17 protein-coding genes are annotated in these 15,089 nt (G+C 63.8%); 15 read left to right on the forward strand and 2 right to left on the reverse strand.

Annotated elements, in window-relative coordinates; translation table 11 throughout:
* Positions 1-91 precede the first annotated feature (91 nt).
* From CK224_RS20945 to CK224_RS20955, 3 genes are read left to right on the forward strand one after another with little or no spacing between them, the layout of a single operon-like run.
* The gene (locus CK224_RS20945) at positions 92-2,212 is read left to right on the forward strand and encodes a phage tail tip lysozyme (RefSeq protein WP_095783051.1); all 2,121 of its coding nucleotides are present in this window, start codon (positions 92-94) and stop codon (positions 2,210-2,212) included.
* Entirely contained in the window at positions 2,212-2,787 is a 576-nt protein-coding gene (locus tag CK224_RS20950; protein ID WP_095783052.1) for a phage baseplate protein, read from the forward strand. The genes CK224_RS20945 and CK224_RS20950 overlap by 1 nt, the downstream gene beginning before the upstream one ends.
* Positions 2,787-3,101: a hypothetical protein gene (locus CK224_RS20955; RefSeq protein ID WP_095783053.1), complete on the forward strand. Its 315-nt coding sequence runs from the start codon at positions 2,787-2,789 to the stop codon at positions 3,099-3,101. The genes CK224_RS20950 and CK224_RS20955 overlap by 1 nt, the downstream gene beginning before the upstream one ends.
* Here the strand turns inward: CK224_RS20955 and CK224_RS20960 are convergent, their stop codons facing one another.
* Positions 3,102-3,344 (reverse strand): hypothetical protein, encoded by a 243-nt coding sequence (locus tag CK224_RS20960; protein ID WP_141245843.1) that lies wholly within the window; start codon positions 3,342-3,344, stop codon positions 3,102-3,104.
* Between the two features lie 35 nt (positions 3,345-3,379).
* On the opposite strand from CK224_RS20960, the gene CK224_RS20965 reads away from it, so the two are divergent.
* The 12 genes from CK224_RS20965 (at position 3,380) to CK224_RS21020 (ending at position 14,166) form a co-directional block, all read left to right on the forward strand.
* On the forward strand, positions 3,380-4,243 hold the full coding sequence (locus tag CK224_RS20965) for a hypothetical protein (protein WP_095813910.1): 864 nt from the start codon (positions 3,380-3,382) through the stop codon (positions 4,241-4,243).
* Positions 4,240-4,902 carry a hypothetical protein gene (locus CK224_RS20970; protein ID WP_095783056.1) on the forward strand — a complete coding sequence of 221 codons (663 nt, stop codon included), beginning with the start codon at positions 4,240-4,242 and terminating at the stop codon, positions 4,900-4,902. Before CK224_RS20965 ends, CK224_RS20970 begins: the two co-directional genes overlap by 4 nt.
* Positions 4,899-5,249 carry a hypothetical protein gene (locus CK224_RS20975; protein ID WP_095783057.1) on the forward strand — a complete coding sequence of 117 codons (351 nt, stop codon included), beginning with the start codon at positions 4,899-4,901 and terminating at the stop codon, positions 5,247-5,249. Before CK224_RS20970 ends, CK224_RS20975 begins: the two co-directional genes overlap by 4 nt.
* Before the next feature lie 3 nt (positions 5,250-5,252).
* Positions 5,253-6,689, forward strand: a complete 1,437-nt coding sequence (locus tag CK224_RS20980) for a baseplate J/gp47 family protein (RefSeq protein ID WP_095783058.1) — start codon at positions 5,253-5,255, stop codon at positions 6,687-6,689.
* 2 nt (positions 6,690-6,691) lie between these two features.
* Positions 6,692-7,441 (forward strand): DUF2612 domain-containing protein, encoded by a 750-nt coding sequence (locus tag CK224_RS20985; RefSeq protein WP_095783059.1) that lies wholly within the window; start codon positions 6,692-6,694, stop codon positions 7,439-7,441.
* Between the two features lie 10 nt (positions 7,442-7,451).
* Positions 7,452-8,927, forward strand: coding sequence for a hypothetical protein (locus CK224_RS32375; RefSeq protein ID WP_095783060.1), 1,476 nt, complete (start codon positions 7,452-7,454; stop codon positions 8,925-8,927).
* A 58-nt stretch (positions 8,928-8,985) separates the two neighbouring features.
* Entirely contained in the window at positions 8,986-10,959 is a 1,974-nt protein-coding gene (locus CK224_RS30865; RefSeq protein WP_141245844.1) for a hypothetical protein, read from the forward strand.
* A gap of 12 nt (positions 10,960-10,971) precedes the next feature.
* Positions 10,972-11,364, forward strand: a complete 393-nt coding sequence (locus tag CK224_RS21000) for a hypothetical protein (protein WP_245426052.1) — start codon at positions 10,972-10,974, stop codon at positions 11,362-11,364.
* A gap of 39 nt (positions 11,365-11,403) precedes the next feature.
* Positions 11,404-12,174 (forward strand): lysozyme, encoded by a 771-nt coding sequence (locus CK224_RS21005; RefSeq protein WP_095783061.1) that lies wholly within the window; start codon positions 11,404-11,406, stop codon positions 12,172-12,174.
* Positions 12,171-12,653 carry a hypothetical protein gene (locus tag CK224_RS21010; protein ID WP_095783062.1) on the forward strand — a complete coding sequence of 161 codons (483 nt, stop codon included), beginning with the start codon at positions 12,171-12,173 and terminating at the stop codon, positions 12,651-12,653. The genes CK224_RS21005 and CK224_RS21010 overlap by 4 nt, the downstream gene beginning before the upstream one ends.
* Before the next feature lie 189 nt (positions 12,654-12,842).
* The gene (locus tag CK224_RS21015) at positions 12,843-13,154 is read left to right on the forward strand and encodes a hypothetical protein (protein WP_095783063.1); all 312 of its coding nucleotides are present in this window, start codon (positions 12,843-12,845) and stop codon (positions 13,152-13,154) included.
* A gap of 262 nt (positions 13,155-13,416) precedes the next feature.
* Positions 13,417-14,166 carry a DUF5131 family protein gene (locus CK224_RS21020; protein WP_095783064.1) on the forward strand — a complete coding sequence of 250 codons (750 nt, stop codon included), beginning with the start codon at positions 13,417-13,419 and terminating at the stop codon, positions 14,164-14,166.
* Here the strand turns inward: CK224_RS21020 and CK224_RS21025 are convergent.
* Positions 14,163-14,972 carry a three-Cys-motif partner protein TcmP gene (locus CK224_RS21025; RefSeq protein WP_095783137.1) on the reverse strand — a complete coding sequence of 270 codons (810 nt, stop codon included), beginning with the start codon at positions 14,970-14,972 and terminating at the stop codon, positions 14,163-14,165. The genes CK224_RS21020 and CK224_RS21025 overlap by 4 nt on opposite strands.
* Positions 14,973-15,089: the final 117 nt, after the last annotated feature.

The raw sequence follows: 15,089 nt of genomic DNA on the forward strand, positions 1-15,089 counted from the left end.
GAGTGGCTGTCGATCGAGGACGTCCACGACCTTCTCGAAGTGGCGATGGTCGACGCCCACAACCTGATGCTGCTGAGGAAAAGGGACGAGAATGCCAACGGTCATTGACAGCCTGATCGTCACGCTCGGCCTCGATCCCAAGGACTTCACCGATCAGCAGAAGAAGACGTCCGAGAGCTGGCTCAAGACCGTCAACGCTTTCCGGAAGGGCGGCAAGGACGTCGAGGAAAGTTCGAAGAAGGCCGCCGAGACCGTCAACCTGATCACGCGGCGCGTGCTCGAACTCTTCGCCGTCATCACCGGCAGCCAGGCGCTCAGCGAGTTTGTGCGCAAGCTCACCAATGCAGACGCCTCGCTTGGCCGCTTCGCCTCGAGTCTCGGTGAATCGCCCCAGCGCATCGCGGCCTGGGAGAATGCAGCCGAACGCTTCGGCGGCTCGGCCGACGCCACCGCGTCGACCCTGGAGCGCGTCAACAAGCAGCTCTACAACCTCAACAAGAACGGTGAGGCGCTGCCTCGCGAGTTCTCGCAGTTGCAGGCCTGGACCGGCATGCGGATCGACCCCAACCATGGGCTCGATCGCTACCTTTCCGATGTCGCCGCGGCTTTGCAGAGGTTGCACCAGATCGACGCCGGCGCGGCTCACAATGTCGCGCAGGCGCTGGGAATCGACCCGGCGACCGAGCAGCTCATGTACAAGATGGGCTCAGGCATCGACGTCTATCTCGGGAAACTGGAGAAGAGCCTTTCGCCCAGCAATCAGGCGATCGAGGCGGCGCAAAAGCTCCAGGCTAGCTGGAACGAATTGCTCCAGCACATCATCGCGCTCGCCAACGCTATCTATGACAAGCTCGGCCCGGTCCTGGTCGACGCGGCCGACAGAATGACGACCTGGATCGAAAAGAACCAGGACTGGATCCGGACCGGCATTGTCGACGCGGTGAAGAAATTCATCGACTGGCTCGAAAAGATCGACTGGAACGCCGTCGAGACCGGCATGCAAAATTTCGCGCGCGGCGCGAAAGAGGTGGTCGACGGGGTCGGCGGCATCGTCCATGCCACCGAGATCCTGTTCGGCCTGTGGCTCGGCGCGAAGTTTCTGCGCGTTCTCGCCAATATGCGCATGCTCGCTGCGGGAGGTGCCGGCGGCGTCGCCGCTGGCGGTGCTCGTGCGGGCCTGGGCTTTCTCGGCACCATCTCAACGGGCGTTGGAATGCTTCTCGCCGGCGCGGCCGCCGTCAAATGGGGCGGCGCGCATGTGCGCCACGACCTCGACAACCGCGACCATGGCACCATAGGCAATTGGGTCATGGCTCATCTGCGCAAGGCGCCGGGAAGCCATCCCGGCAAGGATGCCGACGACAAGATCGCCGTCGACGGCAAGCCGATCTCGAGGAGCAATCCCGTACCGGTCACGATGGCCGAGCAGAGCAACTCGGGCGGCGGGTTCTGGAGCAATCTCCTCAGCGGAATCGGCGCCGCGTTCGGCGGCGGCGGCGGTGCCTCCTCTAAGCTCGGCGGGCTCGTCGGCGGCATTGTGGGCAGCACCGGTCCTAGCGGCCCGCAACGGGCCTCTGGTGGCACGCGAGGCTGGTGGACGCCCGAGCGGCAAGCGCAGGCTTACCAGACCCTCACGGGCGGCGGCCTGTCAGATGCAGGCGCCCGCGGCCTCATCTCGCGCTGGATGAATGTCGAGGCGTCCGGCGGTCCCTCGACCGTCAACAGCATCGGCGCGTCTGGCGTGGCGCAATGGCTGGGCTCGCGTAAGGCGCGCCTCATGGCCTTTGCGAAGGCGCGCGGCAAAGACTGGAACGATGCCGACACGCAGTATCAGTTCGTCCTGTCGGAGCTGAACGGCCCCGAGAGCCGGGCCGGCAGCATGTTGCGCAATGCCAAGACCGACGCGCAGGGCGCTACCGGTGCATCGATGTTCGAGCGCGCCGAGGGCTACAATGCCTGGAGCGGCATGGACGCCTATACCGGCCGGACCTACCGGGGCATGAAGGGGATCAACACCGGCGCCGCATCGGCGGCGCTGTCGAACATCTCGAGTACGCACACGGCCACGACGTCGAACAGCTCGGTGGAGGCCCACATCGGCAAGGTCGAAGTTCACAGCCAGGCCACCGATGCCAACGGCGTTGCGGCCGACATCAACGACGCGCTCAGCCGGCGTCTGTTCACCGCGCAGGCAAATAGTGGATTGGCGTGATGGCCGGCATTCTTGAACTTCTGACGCAGGACGCCTTCGGATTGCTGTCGAGCGCTTTCGGCCTGCAGCCATGGGGTATCTACTTCGGCGGAGTGCCGGTGATCATCGCCGACAACATCGTGGAGGTGCAGTATCGCCAGCAATGGTCGATCTCTGACTTCCCGGTCGAACAGGGGGCCTTCCAGAGCTACGACAAGGTCCAGATACCCTACGACGCTCGGCTGCGCTTCACCGCCGGCGGATCGGCCGCAAACCGCGCCGCGATGCTGGCGTCGATCGCGGCCGTCGCCGGCGACACCAACCTCTATGACGTGGTCACGCCGGAGGCTGTCTACCTCTCCTGCAACATCACCCACTACGACTACAGCCGGCGCTCGAATGAGGGGATGGGGCTTCTCTCGGTTGATATCTGGCTGATCGAAGTGCGGCAGGCCGTCAGCGCCGCCATGTCGAACACCCAGGATCCGAGCGGCGCTTCTCAGGTCAACGGCGGCACTGTGCAGACCGCGCCGGCGAGCAGCGCGCAGCTCGAGCAATTCAAGACATCGTCTGGCCTGCCAGCCGGGGGCTTCTGATGGTCATCATTCCTCTGCAGGCGGTGTCGAACCAGGCGGTCGGCGTGACGCTGGACGGGCAGGTCTCGCAGATCAGCCTCTATCAGAAGAACACGGGCCTGTTTATCGACCTCTATGTCGACAACGTGCTCGTGATCGGCGGCGTGATCTGCCAGAACCTCAACCGGATCGTCCGGTCGCTTTACCTTGGCTTCTCGGGCGATCTGCTCTTCATCGACAACCAGGGCGACACCGACCCGTACTATACCGGGCTCGGCACGCGCTACAGCCTCGCCTATGTGTCGGCGAGCGAGCTCCCGGCGGGCGTCGGCTGATCACTTGCAGCGCTTGAACCGGTCGCCGGCAAAGCAGGTGTGCAGTTCTTTCAGCTGCGCCGCTACCGCCTCGCGCTGATCGCACGCCTTGATGGTGTCGGGATCATCGCCCGAGCCGCCGCGGCACTGCTCATTCAGGTCGAGATAAGTCTTTTCGAGCGCGGCCTTGTTCGGCTTCGCCAGCGCCGGCGCGACGGTGAAAAGCAGAAGGGCGGCGCTCGCGGCGGCAAGGACTTTCGGCATGGGCGTGACTTTCTTCATGTGAGGCGGTGATCGAGATGGCGTTTAGCCAGAAGCGAATTTCCGTCGAGTTCGAGCTGGCAAACGGTCAGTTTGAAGGCGGCGGCAACACCGCGGAGGTATTCGGGCTGCGCGTCGCCTGCAACATCGTCAACGCCGGGCAAGGCTCGGGGCAAGCGGAAATTTCGATCTGGGGCCTGCCGCTGGCTCTGATGAACCAGCTATCCACCGTCGGTTCACAGTATCTCCAGATGTACAAGAACGGCATTTCGGTGCTCGCTGGAGATGACGAGACCGGCCAGAACGTCGTGTGGACCGGCACCATCGTTTACGCCTATGTCGACGCGCAGGCGATGCCAGACGTGTGCTTCCGGATCAGCTCGCTCCCGGGCGTCTTCCATGCCGCAAAGCCGATCCCACCGCTGAGCATCAAGGGCTCCGGCGACGCCTCGCAGATGATGAAATCTCTCGCGGGTCAGATGGGCCTGGCGTTCGAAGACGCCGGCGTCAAGGTCAAGTTCGCCAACCCCTACTATCCGGGCACGGCGTGGACGCAGATGCTGGCGATCGCGCGCGACGGCGGCTTCGACGTCGGCATCGATCGCGGCACGATGGTCATCACGCCGCCCGGCAAGGCGCGAAACAGTGACACGGTGCTGATTTCGAAAGACACCGGCATGGTCGGTTACCCGTTCTTCCAGCAGGCCTTCGTGCTGGTCCGCGCGCTCTACAATCCGGCGGTGAAGTATCAGGGCAAGGTGCAGATCCAGAGCGACCTGACGCCGGCCAACGGCACATGGAAGGTCAACCGCCTCGAGTATCAGTTGGAGGCAATGATGCCCCACGGAAAGTGGTTCATGCTCCTCGAATGCATCGCCGTTGATGCCTCGGCGCCGGCATGAGCGGCCAAGGCTATTTCGGTCAGCAGACCACATCTGACGACACCGCCGAGATCAACCGGCTGCGCTTCCTCATTCGCCAGGAGCTGGCGCAGGCGCGCACCGGCATCCCGGTCAAGGTCGTCGCGGTGCATGGTGGCGGCGTCGGCGCGCCGCCCACGGTGGATGTGATGCCGCTGATCAATCAGACGGACGGGCAAGGCAACCAGACGCCCCACGGCCTCATCTACGGCATCGCCACGATGCGCAACCAGGGCGGCACCAACGGCATCATCAACGATCCGAAGGTCGGCGACATCGGCCACATGACGATCTCGGACCGCGACATCTCGGCGCTGAAAGCCAACGGCGGAGCGCAGTCAAACCCGGGCAGCTTCCGGCGCGGCAACATGTCGGACGGCATCTATCAGGGGGCCATCGCCAATCCGGCCAACCAGGACCAGGCCGTCCAGTTCACCGAGGGCGGAATCAAGCTCTTCGACAAGAACGGGCAGATCATCGAGTTCGCGGCCGGCTCCATCACCATCACCACCGCGCAGCTGCGGGTGACGGGCGACGTCATCGCCGGCGCCGGTGGCGAGAACATCAGCGTGCTCAACCATCTTCACACCAACGTCCAGCCCGGCGGCGGCACGTCAGGCCCACCGGAGCCCGGAACATGAAGACGCTCCTTCTCGACACCGACACCTGGGACTTAGTGGCGGACGCGTCGGGCAACATCGCTGTCGCCGACGAGCCCTACGCGCTGGCGCAGGACGCGGCGAGCGCGATCAGGCTGTTCGCGGGCGAGCTCTACTACGACACCACGCAGGGCATTCCCTACTTCGACCAGATCCTGGGCAAGGCGCCGCCGGTCTCGCTCATGAAGGCGTACTTCAATCGTGCCGCCTTGACGGTGCCCGGCGTGGTCTCGGCGCAGACCTTCATCCAGTCCTGGACCGATCGGACTGTCACCGGCCAGGTGCAGGTGACGGACGCGGCCGGCAACACCACCGCAGCGAGCTTCTAGCACATGGTCGACACCACCAACGTTCCCCCGCCGCAATGGACGGACACGGGGTTCCTGATCCCGTCGGCCGCGGAGGTGCTGGCGGGCGTGACCGAGGACATCAACGGCGCGTTCGGTGGCGTCCTCAATCCCGCGCTGAACACGCCGCAGGGGCAGCTCGCCAGCAGCGAGACGGCGGTAATCGACGAGGTCAACTCGACGTTCCTCTATTTCACCAACCAGGTCGATCCCGCCTATGCGACCGGCCGGATGCAGGATGCGATCGCGCGCATCTACTTCATCGAGCGCAACCCGGCCCAGCCGACGGTCGTGCAGGCGCTCTGCAGTGGCTTGCCGGGCGTCGCCATCCCGACGGGCTCGTTGGCCCTTGCCGAAGATGGCAACCAGTATCTGTGCACTGAGGATGGCGTCATCGGCGGCGACGGCACTGTCACCTTGCCGTTCGAGTGCCTGGTGGTCGGGCCGATCCCATGCCCTGCCGGAAGCCTCGACCAGATTTTTCGAGCGATCCCCGGATGGGATTCGATCACGAACCCGGATGACGGCGTGCTGGGCAACAATGTCGAGAGCCGGTCGGCTTTCGAGGCGCGCCGTGCTGCCTCCGTCGCGTTGAATTCGCAGGGCTCGCTTCCGTCGGTCCTGGGGGCCGTGCTGGCGGTGCCGAACGTCATCGACGCGTTCGTGACAGAGAACGCCAGCAATGACGTCCAGACCATTGGCGGCATCTCGATCTATCCGAACTCGCTCTATGTCGCGGTGGTCGGCGGCGACGCTGACGATGTCGCGCAAGCGATCTGGTCGCGCAAAGCGCCCGGCTGCGCATACAACGGCAATACGACGGTCACGGTCTACGACCAGAGCCCCGGCTATGTCCCGCCGTACCCTGCCTATCGGGTGAGCTTCGAGATCCCCGATCCGTTGGCGATCCTGTTCGCGGTCAACATCGTCAACACGCATCTCGTCCCCGCCGATGCCGCGACGCAAATCCAGAATGCCATCGTCAGCGCCTTTGCTGGCGGCGATGGTGGGCCGCGCGCGAAGATCGGCACCACGCTATTTGCGAGCCGCTTCTACGCGCCCGTGGCTGCCCTTGGCTCGTGGGCGCAGATCATCTCGATCGAGGTAGGCTCGAACAACAACCCCAGCGCCGTCTTCACGGGCCAGATCGCCGGAACGATACTGACGGTCTCCGCCGTTGCGTCGGGGGAGCTGGCGGTCGGGCAGATCATTTCCGACACCACCGGCGCGCTGACCGTCGGCACCACCATCACGGCGCTCGGCACCGGCACGGACGGCACCGGTACCTATGTCGTCTCCAACAACAAGAATGTTTCGATCGAGACCATGACGGCCGCGATCCCCAATCGCTTCGACATCGGCGTCAACATCGACCAGGTGCCGACAATCTCCCCCAACGACATCTTCGTCACCCTGACCTGATCATGGAAGACACAGGACCTCCCTATCCCAGGCCGCCTTCCGGGATACCGAACGGCTTTGGCCAATTCGCCATTGGCATCAGCCCCATCGGCGATTTCCCGCCTTTTGACGTTTGGCGCACTGTCATCAGCCAGTATGCGAATGCGCCCACGCTGACGCAGCTGATCGGGAACCTGTTCTCGTATCTCGACCAGACGGCCAACTTCGATGCGTTCTTCGACTACATCTGGAACGTCGACACGGCGCAGGGCTATGGGCTCGACGTCTGGGGGCGCATCGTCGGCGTCAGCCGGGTTTTGCAGGTCACGACCGGGGACTGGTTCGGCTTCGATGAGGCGAGGCCAGGAGCCGATCCGTTCGGCCAAGGCGCGTTCTATTCCGGCGCTCCGCTGACCTCGAATTTCGCGCTGTCGGACGAGGCATACCGCCGGCTCATTTTCGCCAAGGCGGCAGCCAACATCACTAACGGCTCGATCCCCGCGATCAACCAGATCCTGCTCAGCCTCTTCCCCAATAGAGGCAACGCCTACGTTACCGAGGGCGGCAATTACGGGACATGGTTCGGGTTCGAGGAGTCGCTGAACTCCGTCGGCTTCAACCAGGCATCGTTCTACGCGGGCTCGTCGATCGAGACGATGACGATGACCTACACCTTCGCGTTCCAGCTGACCCCTGTCGAACTCGCGATCGTCCAGAACTCCGGCGTCTTGCCGAAGCCAACCGGCGTCAAGGCGTCGGTCGTCATCATCTAAGGATCCCTCCATGAAGCTTTCCGCCTTGCCTGCCAAGTTCCCCGTCGCTTGGGGAGCTTCGGCGAGCCCGAGCTACATCCGCTCCATCCCGCTCGGCTCGCAGATCGGGATTGTGAATGGCGCGGCCTCCCTGACCGACGGCTTTCCGCCACTCAACTTCCTGCCGGTCGGGTCGGGCGGCGTGCCGCCGTTCGGCCAGGACATGAACGGCATTCTGCAGCAGATCACGCAATGGTCGCAGTGGCAGAATGCAGGCGGTCTGGTCCCCTACGATCCGGCCTTCTCGGCAGCGATCGGCGGGTATCCCAAGAGCGCGTTGCTGGCCGGCGCGGCGACCGGCGTCGTTTGGCTGAGCACGGCCGACGACAATACGTCCGACCCTGATACGAGCGGCGCGAATTGGGTCAACATCGGAGCCGCATCCGCGCCCATCATGGTCGGTACCGATGCGGGCTCGGCCAATGTCTGCACCGCCACGGTCCTGCCGGCGCCGGGCGCTTATGTCGACGGCCAGATCTTCGTCGTCCAGAAGGCCGCGTTCGACAACAACGGCGCCATGACGGGCAACATTGACGGGCTCGGTACACATCCTATCGTCAACATGGACGGGACCGCGCTGACGGCAAAGCAATGGCCAGCGAGCGCCACGGGCATCCTCGAGTTCAACAACGCGACGACGTCGTTCCGTCTGCTCAACCCGGCTGTGACAGTAGCCGCCAACGCGGGCCTTGCCGCGACCGATCAGCAGGTCCTTTCGCTGAGCATCACGAGTTTGCCGGCACCCACCGGCGCACTTTCCTTGAACGACAGCCTTCCGCTGCACGTGGTGGCGGACGGTGCGGACCGCGAGGTCACCCTTTCGGCGCTCGCCGCTATTCTCCCCGGCGCGATGAAGGCCATGCGCGTCATGACGGCGAGCGGAACCTACGTGCCGACGGTCGGTGCCAAGAGCATGCTCGTCTTTGCCACGGGCGCAGGCGGTGCTGGTGGCGGTAATGCCACGGCGAACGGCTTCACTGGCGGCGGCGGAAGCGCGGGCGGAACGGCGGTCTATTTCGGCGCGGTATCGCAGCAGACCGTCACCATCGGGGCCGGCGGCGTCCCCAATCCATCGTCTGGTTCCGATCTCATCGGCGGTTCCGGCGGGACAACCTCTTTCGGCGCTCTTGCCGTCGCTACCGGCGGCATTGGCGGTTCTTCCAGCGGCACCAATTCATTTGGCGCGGGCGGCCAAGGGGTGGGGACCGGAACCGCCGGGACCCTCTTGATCCACGGCGGCGGCGGATCGCCCGGTTCCGGCCATGAAGGCGGTTGCGGTGGCACCTCGTTTTGGGGTGGCGGCGGCTACGGCGGCGCAACTCCTTCGACCGGGGTCCAGGTACCCGGCGGTCCGGGCTCTCTCGGCGGCGGCGGTGGTGGTGGCGACGGCGGCGGGCCCGGCGGGGCCGGCGGCAACGGTGTGGTCGTCATCTTCGAATTCGACTGATCGTAGCATCGTCGCGCTCGCGTAAGCCAACCACTCACACACATTCGGATTGGGACAAATGAATCCCTTCAGCTACGGCAATGTCCTGACCGCTGGCCAGTGGAGCTATCTGTTCTCGCAGAAGCAGGACGCGCTCGGCTATACCCCGGTGAACCGGGGCGGCGACACGATGCAAGGGCCGCTCAACACCCAGGCTTCTACGTCCGACGGCGCTGGATTCAGCATCCCTCCTGGCGCGGCTCCGGGAGTACCCGTCGATGGCCAGATCTGGATGACCATCTTTGGGCTCTTCTTCCAGATCGGCGGGAAAACGATCGGTCCGATCGCCAACGGCACCATCGTTGGGCCTTCGAACTCCGTGGTGGGCGATATTCCCGTTTTCTCCACGACCGGCGGCACTGCCCTTACCGACAGCGGGATCTCGCTCGCTTCGCAGCTCCCCAACCTCATCCTGGCTACTCCAGCCTTCGGAAGCGGAGTGCCCGCGTTCCGAGCGCTGATCGGGGCTGATCTACCTACGCCGCAGCCCGTGGCCCTTGGTGGCGTAAAATCTGCGGCGGCTCCACCCCATCAGTTCGGGACCGGAGTCGACACCAGCGGCAACCCGACGTTCGCTCAGCCGGCGATCGGCGACGTCTCGGGCCTTGCCGCGAACATGCTGGCCTTTCTTGCCGGCGGCACGAGCGCCCAGCTCGCCGCGGCGATGGTCGACGAGACAGGCAGCGGTCCGCTTGTCTTCGCCACGGGCCCCACCATTGCTCTCGGAACGGCCTCGACCGCCGTCACGCAGACGCCCGGCGACAACTCGACCAAGCTGGCGACGACCGCCTATGTGCAGGCAGCGATCTTCGCCACCACGACGCTGCCGGCGACCCGGCTTGCCACGACCACCGCGCTTCCGGCGGTCACCTATGCCAACGGAGCATCCGGCGTCGGTGCCACGCTTACCGCCTCTGCTAACGGTGCTTTGACGGTAGATGGCGTGGCCGCGAACCTCAACGACGTGATCCTGGTCAAGAACCAGGCCTCGTCGTTCCAGAACGGCATCTACACGGTAACGGCCACCGGTAGCGCGGGCGCGCCTTTCGTCCTGACGCGTGCGACCTACTACAATCTCTCCGCCGACATCGATCTTGGCGACCAGACGTTCGTAACGGGTGGAGCGACGCAGGGCGCCACGACCTGGACGCAGAATGCCAAGGAAAACCCGGTCATTGGCACCGACCCGATCACGTTCGCCCAGACGGCGGGCGTCGGTTCCTACACTGCCGGCAATGGCCTCACCTTGGCGGGCACACAGTTCGCGATCGACACGACGATCGTCACTGACCTGTCCTCGGCGCAGTCGCTCTCCAACAAGACGCTGGTGAGTCCGGCACTCAGCGGCGTGCCCACAGCTCCGACTGCAGCGGCAGGCACGAGCAGCGCGCAGATCGCCAGCACGGCATTTGCGGCGACCGCAGCTGCCGGCACGCTCGTCAACGTCCAGGTAAAGACTGCCTCGGGCACCTATACGCCGACCGCAGGCGCAAGCCGTGCAATCGTCTTCGTGACGGGCGGCGGCGCTGGCGGCACGACCGGCACGGGCAGCGGCAGTGAAAGCGGCGGTGGCGCTGGCGCCACGGCCATCTTCTTCATGAACGGTGTCTCGGCACAGACCGTTACAATTGGTTCGGGCGGCGCTGCCGGCGCCGCAGGTGGATCATCCGCATTCGGCACTATCACTGCGAACGGTGGCTCTGCCGCAGCCTCTCAGAGCCTCGGTGGCCGGGGCGGCACGGCAGTCAACGGCACACTCAACCTCGGCGGCGGCGACGGTGGCTCCGGCACCAATGCGACCGGCAACTCCCAAGGCGGCGAGGGCGGCGCCAGCTTTTGGGGCGGCGGTGGCGCGGGCGGCCAGACCGCTAACAGCCACAATGCCGGCGCGGCCGCGCAGGCATACGGCGCTGGCGGCGGCGGCGGTTCGTACAGCGCTGGCGCTGGCGGCGCTGGCGCGCCCGGCGTCGTTCTCATACTCGAGTTCAAATAAGGATCGCATTTCATGCAACTGGCAGTCATCCAAGGCACCGACGTCGTCAACATCATCGAGGGCGACCCGACCTTCACGCTCGACGGCTTCACGATCGTCCCGCTCGCGGAGCCGGGCTATATCGGCGGCACCTATATCAATGGCGCGTTCAGCTCTCCCCCGACACCGCCTCCCGTTGTGCCGGAAAGCGTGTCGGCTCGGCAATTCCACCTCCAACTAAGCGTTGCCGGTTTGCGCGCCCAGGTCACCGCCTGGATCGGAACGCAGCCTGTCGAGGTGCAAGACGCCTACGAATACAGCGGCAGCTTCGTGCGCAGCGAGCCGATGATGGAAACCGGTTTCGCGGCGCTCGGCTACACCTCCGATCAGATCGACGCGTTTTTCACGGCCGCCGCCCTGCTCTGACGGCCGCCCACCGACCCCCTATTCCCGAAAGGAACTGTTATGCGTCTCGTCGCTGACGTGCGCCGCGTGGTGCTGTTGTCCCTGAGTTTCTGGATGCAGGTGTTCGGCCTCGCCGTGCTCGTCCTGCCTGAACTCTGGTATCGCGTGACCGGCCAGGACTACGACCCAAACGTCGCATGGTGGCTCGGCGTGCTCCTGCTGCTCGCCGGCATTGTTGGCCGGGTCTACCAGCAGGGACTGTCGGCATGGAAGGAATGGATCCGCATCATTGCCGTGGCGGCGATCGCCTTCGCTTTGGCGCTCCTGCTCGCATGGCCCTCCGGCGCAAGCCCTTTGGGTGGCAGTCCGGCGACCGAGGCACAGACGCTCGACATCGCCGTGCCGTTCATCGCCAGGAAGGAAGGCGAAAAGCTGGTCGCCTATAGGGACTCCGTTGGGGTCCCGACCATCGGCTTTGGCCATACCGCCGGTGTGCATATGGGCATGGTGATCACGCACCAGCAGGCGCTCGACATGCTACGCCAGGACGTCGCCTCGCACCGCACCGGGCTGCACCGATATTTCACACCGGCGACGATCGACATCCGCCTGCCTGCCACGCGTGACGCGGCCTACACCTCGTTGGCGTTCAACGTCGGTCCTGCCGGCGCGGGCAAGAGCACGGCAACGCGCCGCCTCAACGCTGGTAACGTCGTGGGCGGCTGTCAGGCGCTGACCTGGTTCGATGAGGCCGGCCACAGGGTGCTTCGCGGCCTGTGGGAACGGCGCCAGCAGGAAAAGGCGCTTTGCATGATAGGCGCAAGCCGATGATGCTCGCTTTCCTAGCACCGGTTCTGGCCGTCCTCGGCCCGATCCGGACCTTCTGCACCAGCCGCGTCGGCCTGCCGCTCGTCGTCGCCGGCGGCATCATTCTCTTTTACGAGGGACTGCCGCTCGGCCCGCTGCGCGACATCCCCTATGTCGGTCCGGAGCTGACCAGTCTCGTCGGGGGTCGCGTCGGTCGAGCATATGCCGACGGCCAAAAGGCCGAGGACGCGCTGTGGCAGGAAAAGATCAAGCTCGCCGCCATCGCCGAAGCGGCCGACACCAAGACGCGGCAGCAGGACATCGACGCCGCGGCACAAGCCTACATCGACAAGCAGCATAGCGACGCCGGCCGCATTGCCGACCTGGTGCGCGCGCAGAAGGACCAAGACAATGCACCGCCCGTTTCGACGAACCCTTCTGGCTGCAAGCCTGATGGCATCTCTGCAGGGGTGTCAGAGCGCCTCGACGCCATCGGTCGATAGCCTGGCGCCGAAGCCTACCGCTCACATCGATCCGAGTGTGATGCAAGAATGCCGAGGTGTCGTCGATGTCCCGCACACCTTCATCCCATATGATCAGGCGATCCTCCTTTGGGCGAAGGATCGGGCATCGCTTGGCGATTGCAAACGCCTCGACCACGCCAAGGGCGACACCATCAAGGCGCTCGTGAAATGAGCGGTGGTGCAGTGCCTCAACGTCTTCGCGAACTCGACCCGGAAACCATCCTCTGGCTTGATCGCCTCGACAGCAAGCAGCGTGAGGCCCTTATCTGGGCTGGCCGCCTCAAGCCCGAACAGCGGGATCGGCTCGATGATTTCCTCGATATGGACGAGGATCACTTCCAGGCGGGGTTCGCGGTGGTGAAGCTCTGGACGCGGCTACGCTGGCTGGGGTCCACATCGATGTGGATCATTTTGACGGTTGCGGGGTTGTTGCTGGCGTTGACCCAGATCATCGACCAGTTGAAGGGATCCAAGCTGTGAGGCTGCCGCGCACCGCTTCCGAAGTTCTGACCGGTCTGATTTTCCTCTTGGCCGGGGCTCTCGGGGTGTTGCTCTACCTGCAGATAGCACAGGCGCTCACCCTGTAATTCCCTTCTCATCACTTTCAGTCTCCCCATCGGCTTCGGCCGATGGGGTCTCTTTTGCATTCTCGGCCTAGCCGCGCCGGCCGGGATTCATCTGAAGGTTTTTATCAGCTATTGTGCGCAATCATGACGCGCAGTGCCGCCCAGGAGGACTTCATATGGCTGACACCACGATCGAATGGACCGACGCCACTTGGAACCCGGTAGCCGGGTGTACGATCCTTACCGCAGGCTGCACGAATTGCTATGCCATGAGAATGGCCGCCAGGCTGGAAGCCATGGGAATGGAGAAGTACCATGGCCTGACCCGCAAAAGTGGGGGTCGTGCGAAGTGGACCGGCAAAGTGGTAACTGACCCGAAGTCGCTCGCGATACCGGCAACCTGGTCAAAGCCGCGCCGGGTGTTTGTGAATTCTATGTCAGACCTATTCCATGTTGATGTGCCACCGGATTTCATCCGCGAAGTCTGGGCGGTGATGGAGCAAACGCCCCGGCATACCTATCAAATCCTCACGAAGCGGCCAGAGGTGATGGCAGAAGTCCTGTCGCGAGGTGACTTTCCTGTGCTTTCAAACGTGTGGCTGGGGACCAGCGTTGAGGATGGCCGCGTGCTACATCGTCTCGACGATTTGCGACGTGTTCCTGCGGCCATCCGCTTCATCTCATTTGAGCCCTTGATCAGTTCCGTAGCTGGCGCCGACCTTGTCGATATTCATTGGGCGATCGTCGGTGGCGAGTCGGGGCCTGGCGCCCGGGAGATGAATCCGCGGTGGGTCGACGAGATCGAGGCCATGTGCAGGCGGAGCCGAACGGCATTCTTCTTCAAGCAATGGGGCGGCCGCAACAAGAAGGCAGCTGGGCGCGTGTTGAATGGTCAAACCTATGACGAGATGCCAGCGACAGTTTAGAATAGCTGCCCTTGGCCGCTATCGGTCGCCGCTTTCCAAAAGGCAAGCGCGAGTTTGTGGCGAGCGGCCAACGTCAACCAATACAGGTGCTGACCTCGGCTTCCGGTGATCAGTCGCATGTCGGTTGATGCCGCCATGCCGAGCTTGATCACCTTCGCCTTCCAGAGGTCAAAAACAGCGCGCCGGACGGTCGTAAATGGCTGATTGGTATCAACAACCAATCGCCAGCCAGGGACGAACTTGTCGAAGGCCGATTTCTGCGCTCGGACGTTGAGCCCGGTGTTGCGCTGCAGATCCATCTTGCTGATGTGCACCATCATGTCGATGCGCTTCCGCTTTGACAGTGTCTCAATCACTGAAAAATCGAACGCCCCCAGATTGTAGGGATCAACGAATGCGAAATGCAAAGCATACTGGTCCAGTTTGGCTCGGATCGTCTTCGCGGTGTCGACTGCCTCCCCATGGAATGCCTCGACGGGCGCACCGGCCAGGGTCAGACGCTTTCTGGCGAATTCAAGCCGATCTGGGTCTGCGTCAGCAATGTAAACCGAACTAAAGGGCGTTTTTGACTGGACGCTCTCATTCCATGCTGCTACGCACCCGCCCTCTATAAATTCACCGGTGCGGCGAATTTTGGCGCGACCAGGCCCGCAAAACAGATCGATGTAGGTAGCGCCAGCATTCCCTGGACCGATCCACTTTGCCCTTACGCCACGCGAGATCGAGACGTACTTGCAGAGTAAGGCGATCTTTTCCTTCGACCACGCGCCGACTTCTTCGACGGGTAGTCCATCATCACCTTCCACCAACTTCCCCAAATTCGGCCCTCTCGCAGCTTTGCCCCGTCAAATGTAAGCGGTTTGTGCCTCCAGTAACAAGCGGATCGACTTCGCCGCCAGACTTCGACATTACCGGGCTTTTCT

The organism is Mesorhizobium sp. WSM3862 (genome assembly GCF_002294985.1).
In the GTDB taxonomy this organism is placed as follows: domain Bacteria; phylum Pseudomonadota; class Alphaproteobacteria; order Rhizobiales; family Rhizobiaceae; genus Mesorhizobium.

Excerpts from the sequence above, each read along its gene's own strand:
- CK224_RS32375 (WP_095783060.1), top strand. The coding sequence starts at position 7,452 with ATGAAGCTTTCCGCCTTGCCTGCCAAGTTCCCCGTCGCTTGGGGAGCT.
- CK224_RS20980 (WP_095783058.1), top strand. The coding sequence starts at position 5,253 with ATGGTCGACACCACCAACGTTCCCCCGCCGCAATGGACGGACACGGGG.
- CK224_RS20950 (WP_095783052.1), top strand. The coding sequence starts at position 2,212 with ATGGCCGGCATTCTTGAACTTCTGACGCAGGACGCCTTCGGATTGCTG.
- CK224_RS20960 (WP_141245843.1), bottom strand. The coding sequence starts at position 3,344 with ATGCCGAAAGTCCTTGCCGCCGCGAGCGCCGCCCTTCTGCTTTTCACC.
- CK224_RS21005 (WP_095783061.1), top strand. The coding sequence starts at position 11,404 with ATGCGTCTCGTCGCTGACGTGCGCCGCGTGGTGCTGTTGTCCCTGAGT.
- CK224_RS21010 (WP_095783062.1), top strand. The coding sequence starts at position 12,171 with ATGATGCTCGCTTTCCTAGCACCGGTTCTGGCCGTCCTCGGCCCGATC.
- CK224_RS20955 (WP_095783053.1), top strand. The coding sequence starts at position 2,787 with ATGGTCATCATTCCTCTGCAGGCGGTGTCGAACCAGGCGGTCGGCGTG.
- CK224_RS30865 (WP_141245844.1), top strand. The coding sequence starts at position 8,986 with ATGAATCCCTTCAGCTACGGCAATGTCCTGACCGCTGGCCAGTGGAGC.
- CK224_RS20975 (WP_095783057.1), top strand. The coding sequence starts at position 4,899 with ATGAAGACGCTCCTTCTCGACACCGACACCTGGGACTTAGTGGCGGAC.
- CK224_RS21020 (WP_095783064.1), top strand. The coding sequence starts at position 13,417 with ATGGCTGACACCACGATCGAATGGACCGACGCCACTTGGAACCCGGTA.
- CK224_RS20985 (WP_095783059.1), top strand. The coding sequence starts at position 6,692 with ATGGAAGACACAGGACCTCCCTATCCCAGGCCGCCTTCCGGGATACCG.
- CK224_RS20965 (WP_095813910.1), top strand. The coding sequence starts at position 3,380 with ATGGCGTTTAGCCAGAAGCGAATTTCCGTCGAGTTCGAGCTGGCAAAC.
- CK224_RS20945 (WP_095783051.1), top strand. The coding sequence starts at position 92 with ATGCCAACGGTCATTGACAGCCTGATCGTCACGCTCGGCCTCGATCCC.
- CK224_RS21000 (WP_245426052.1), top strand. The coding sequence starts at position 10,972 with ATGCAACTGGCAGTCATCCAAGGCACCGACGTCGTCAACATCATCGAG.
- CK224_RS20970 (WP_095783056.1), top strand. The coding sequence starts at position 4,240 with ATGAGCGGCCAAGGCTATTTCGGTCAGCAGACCACATCTGACGACACC.
- CK224_RS21015 (WP_095783063.1), top strand. The coding sequence starts at position 12,843 with ATGAGCGGTGGTGCAGTGCCTCAACGTCTTCGCGAACTCGACCCGGAA.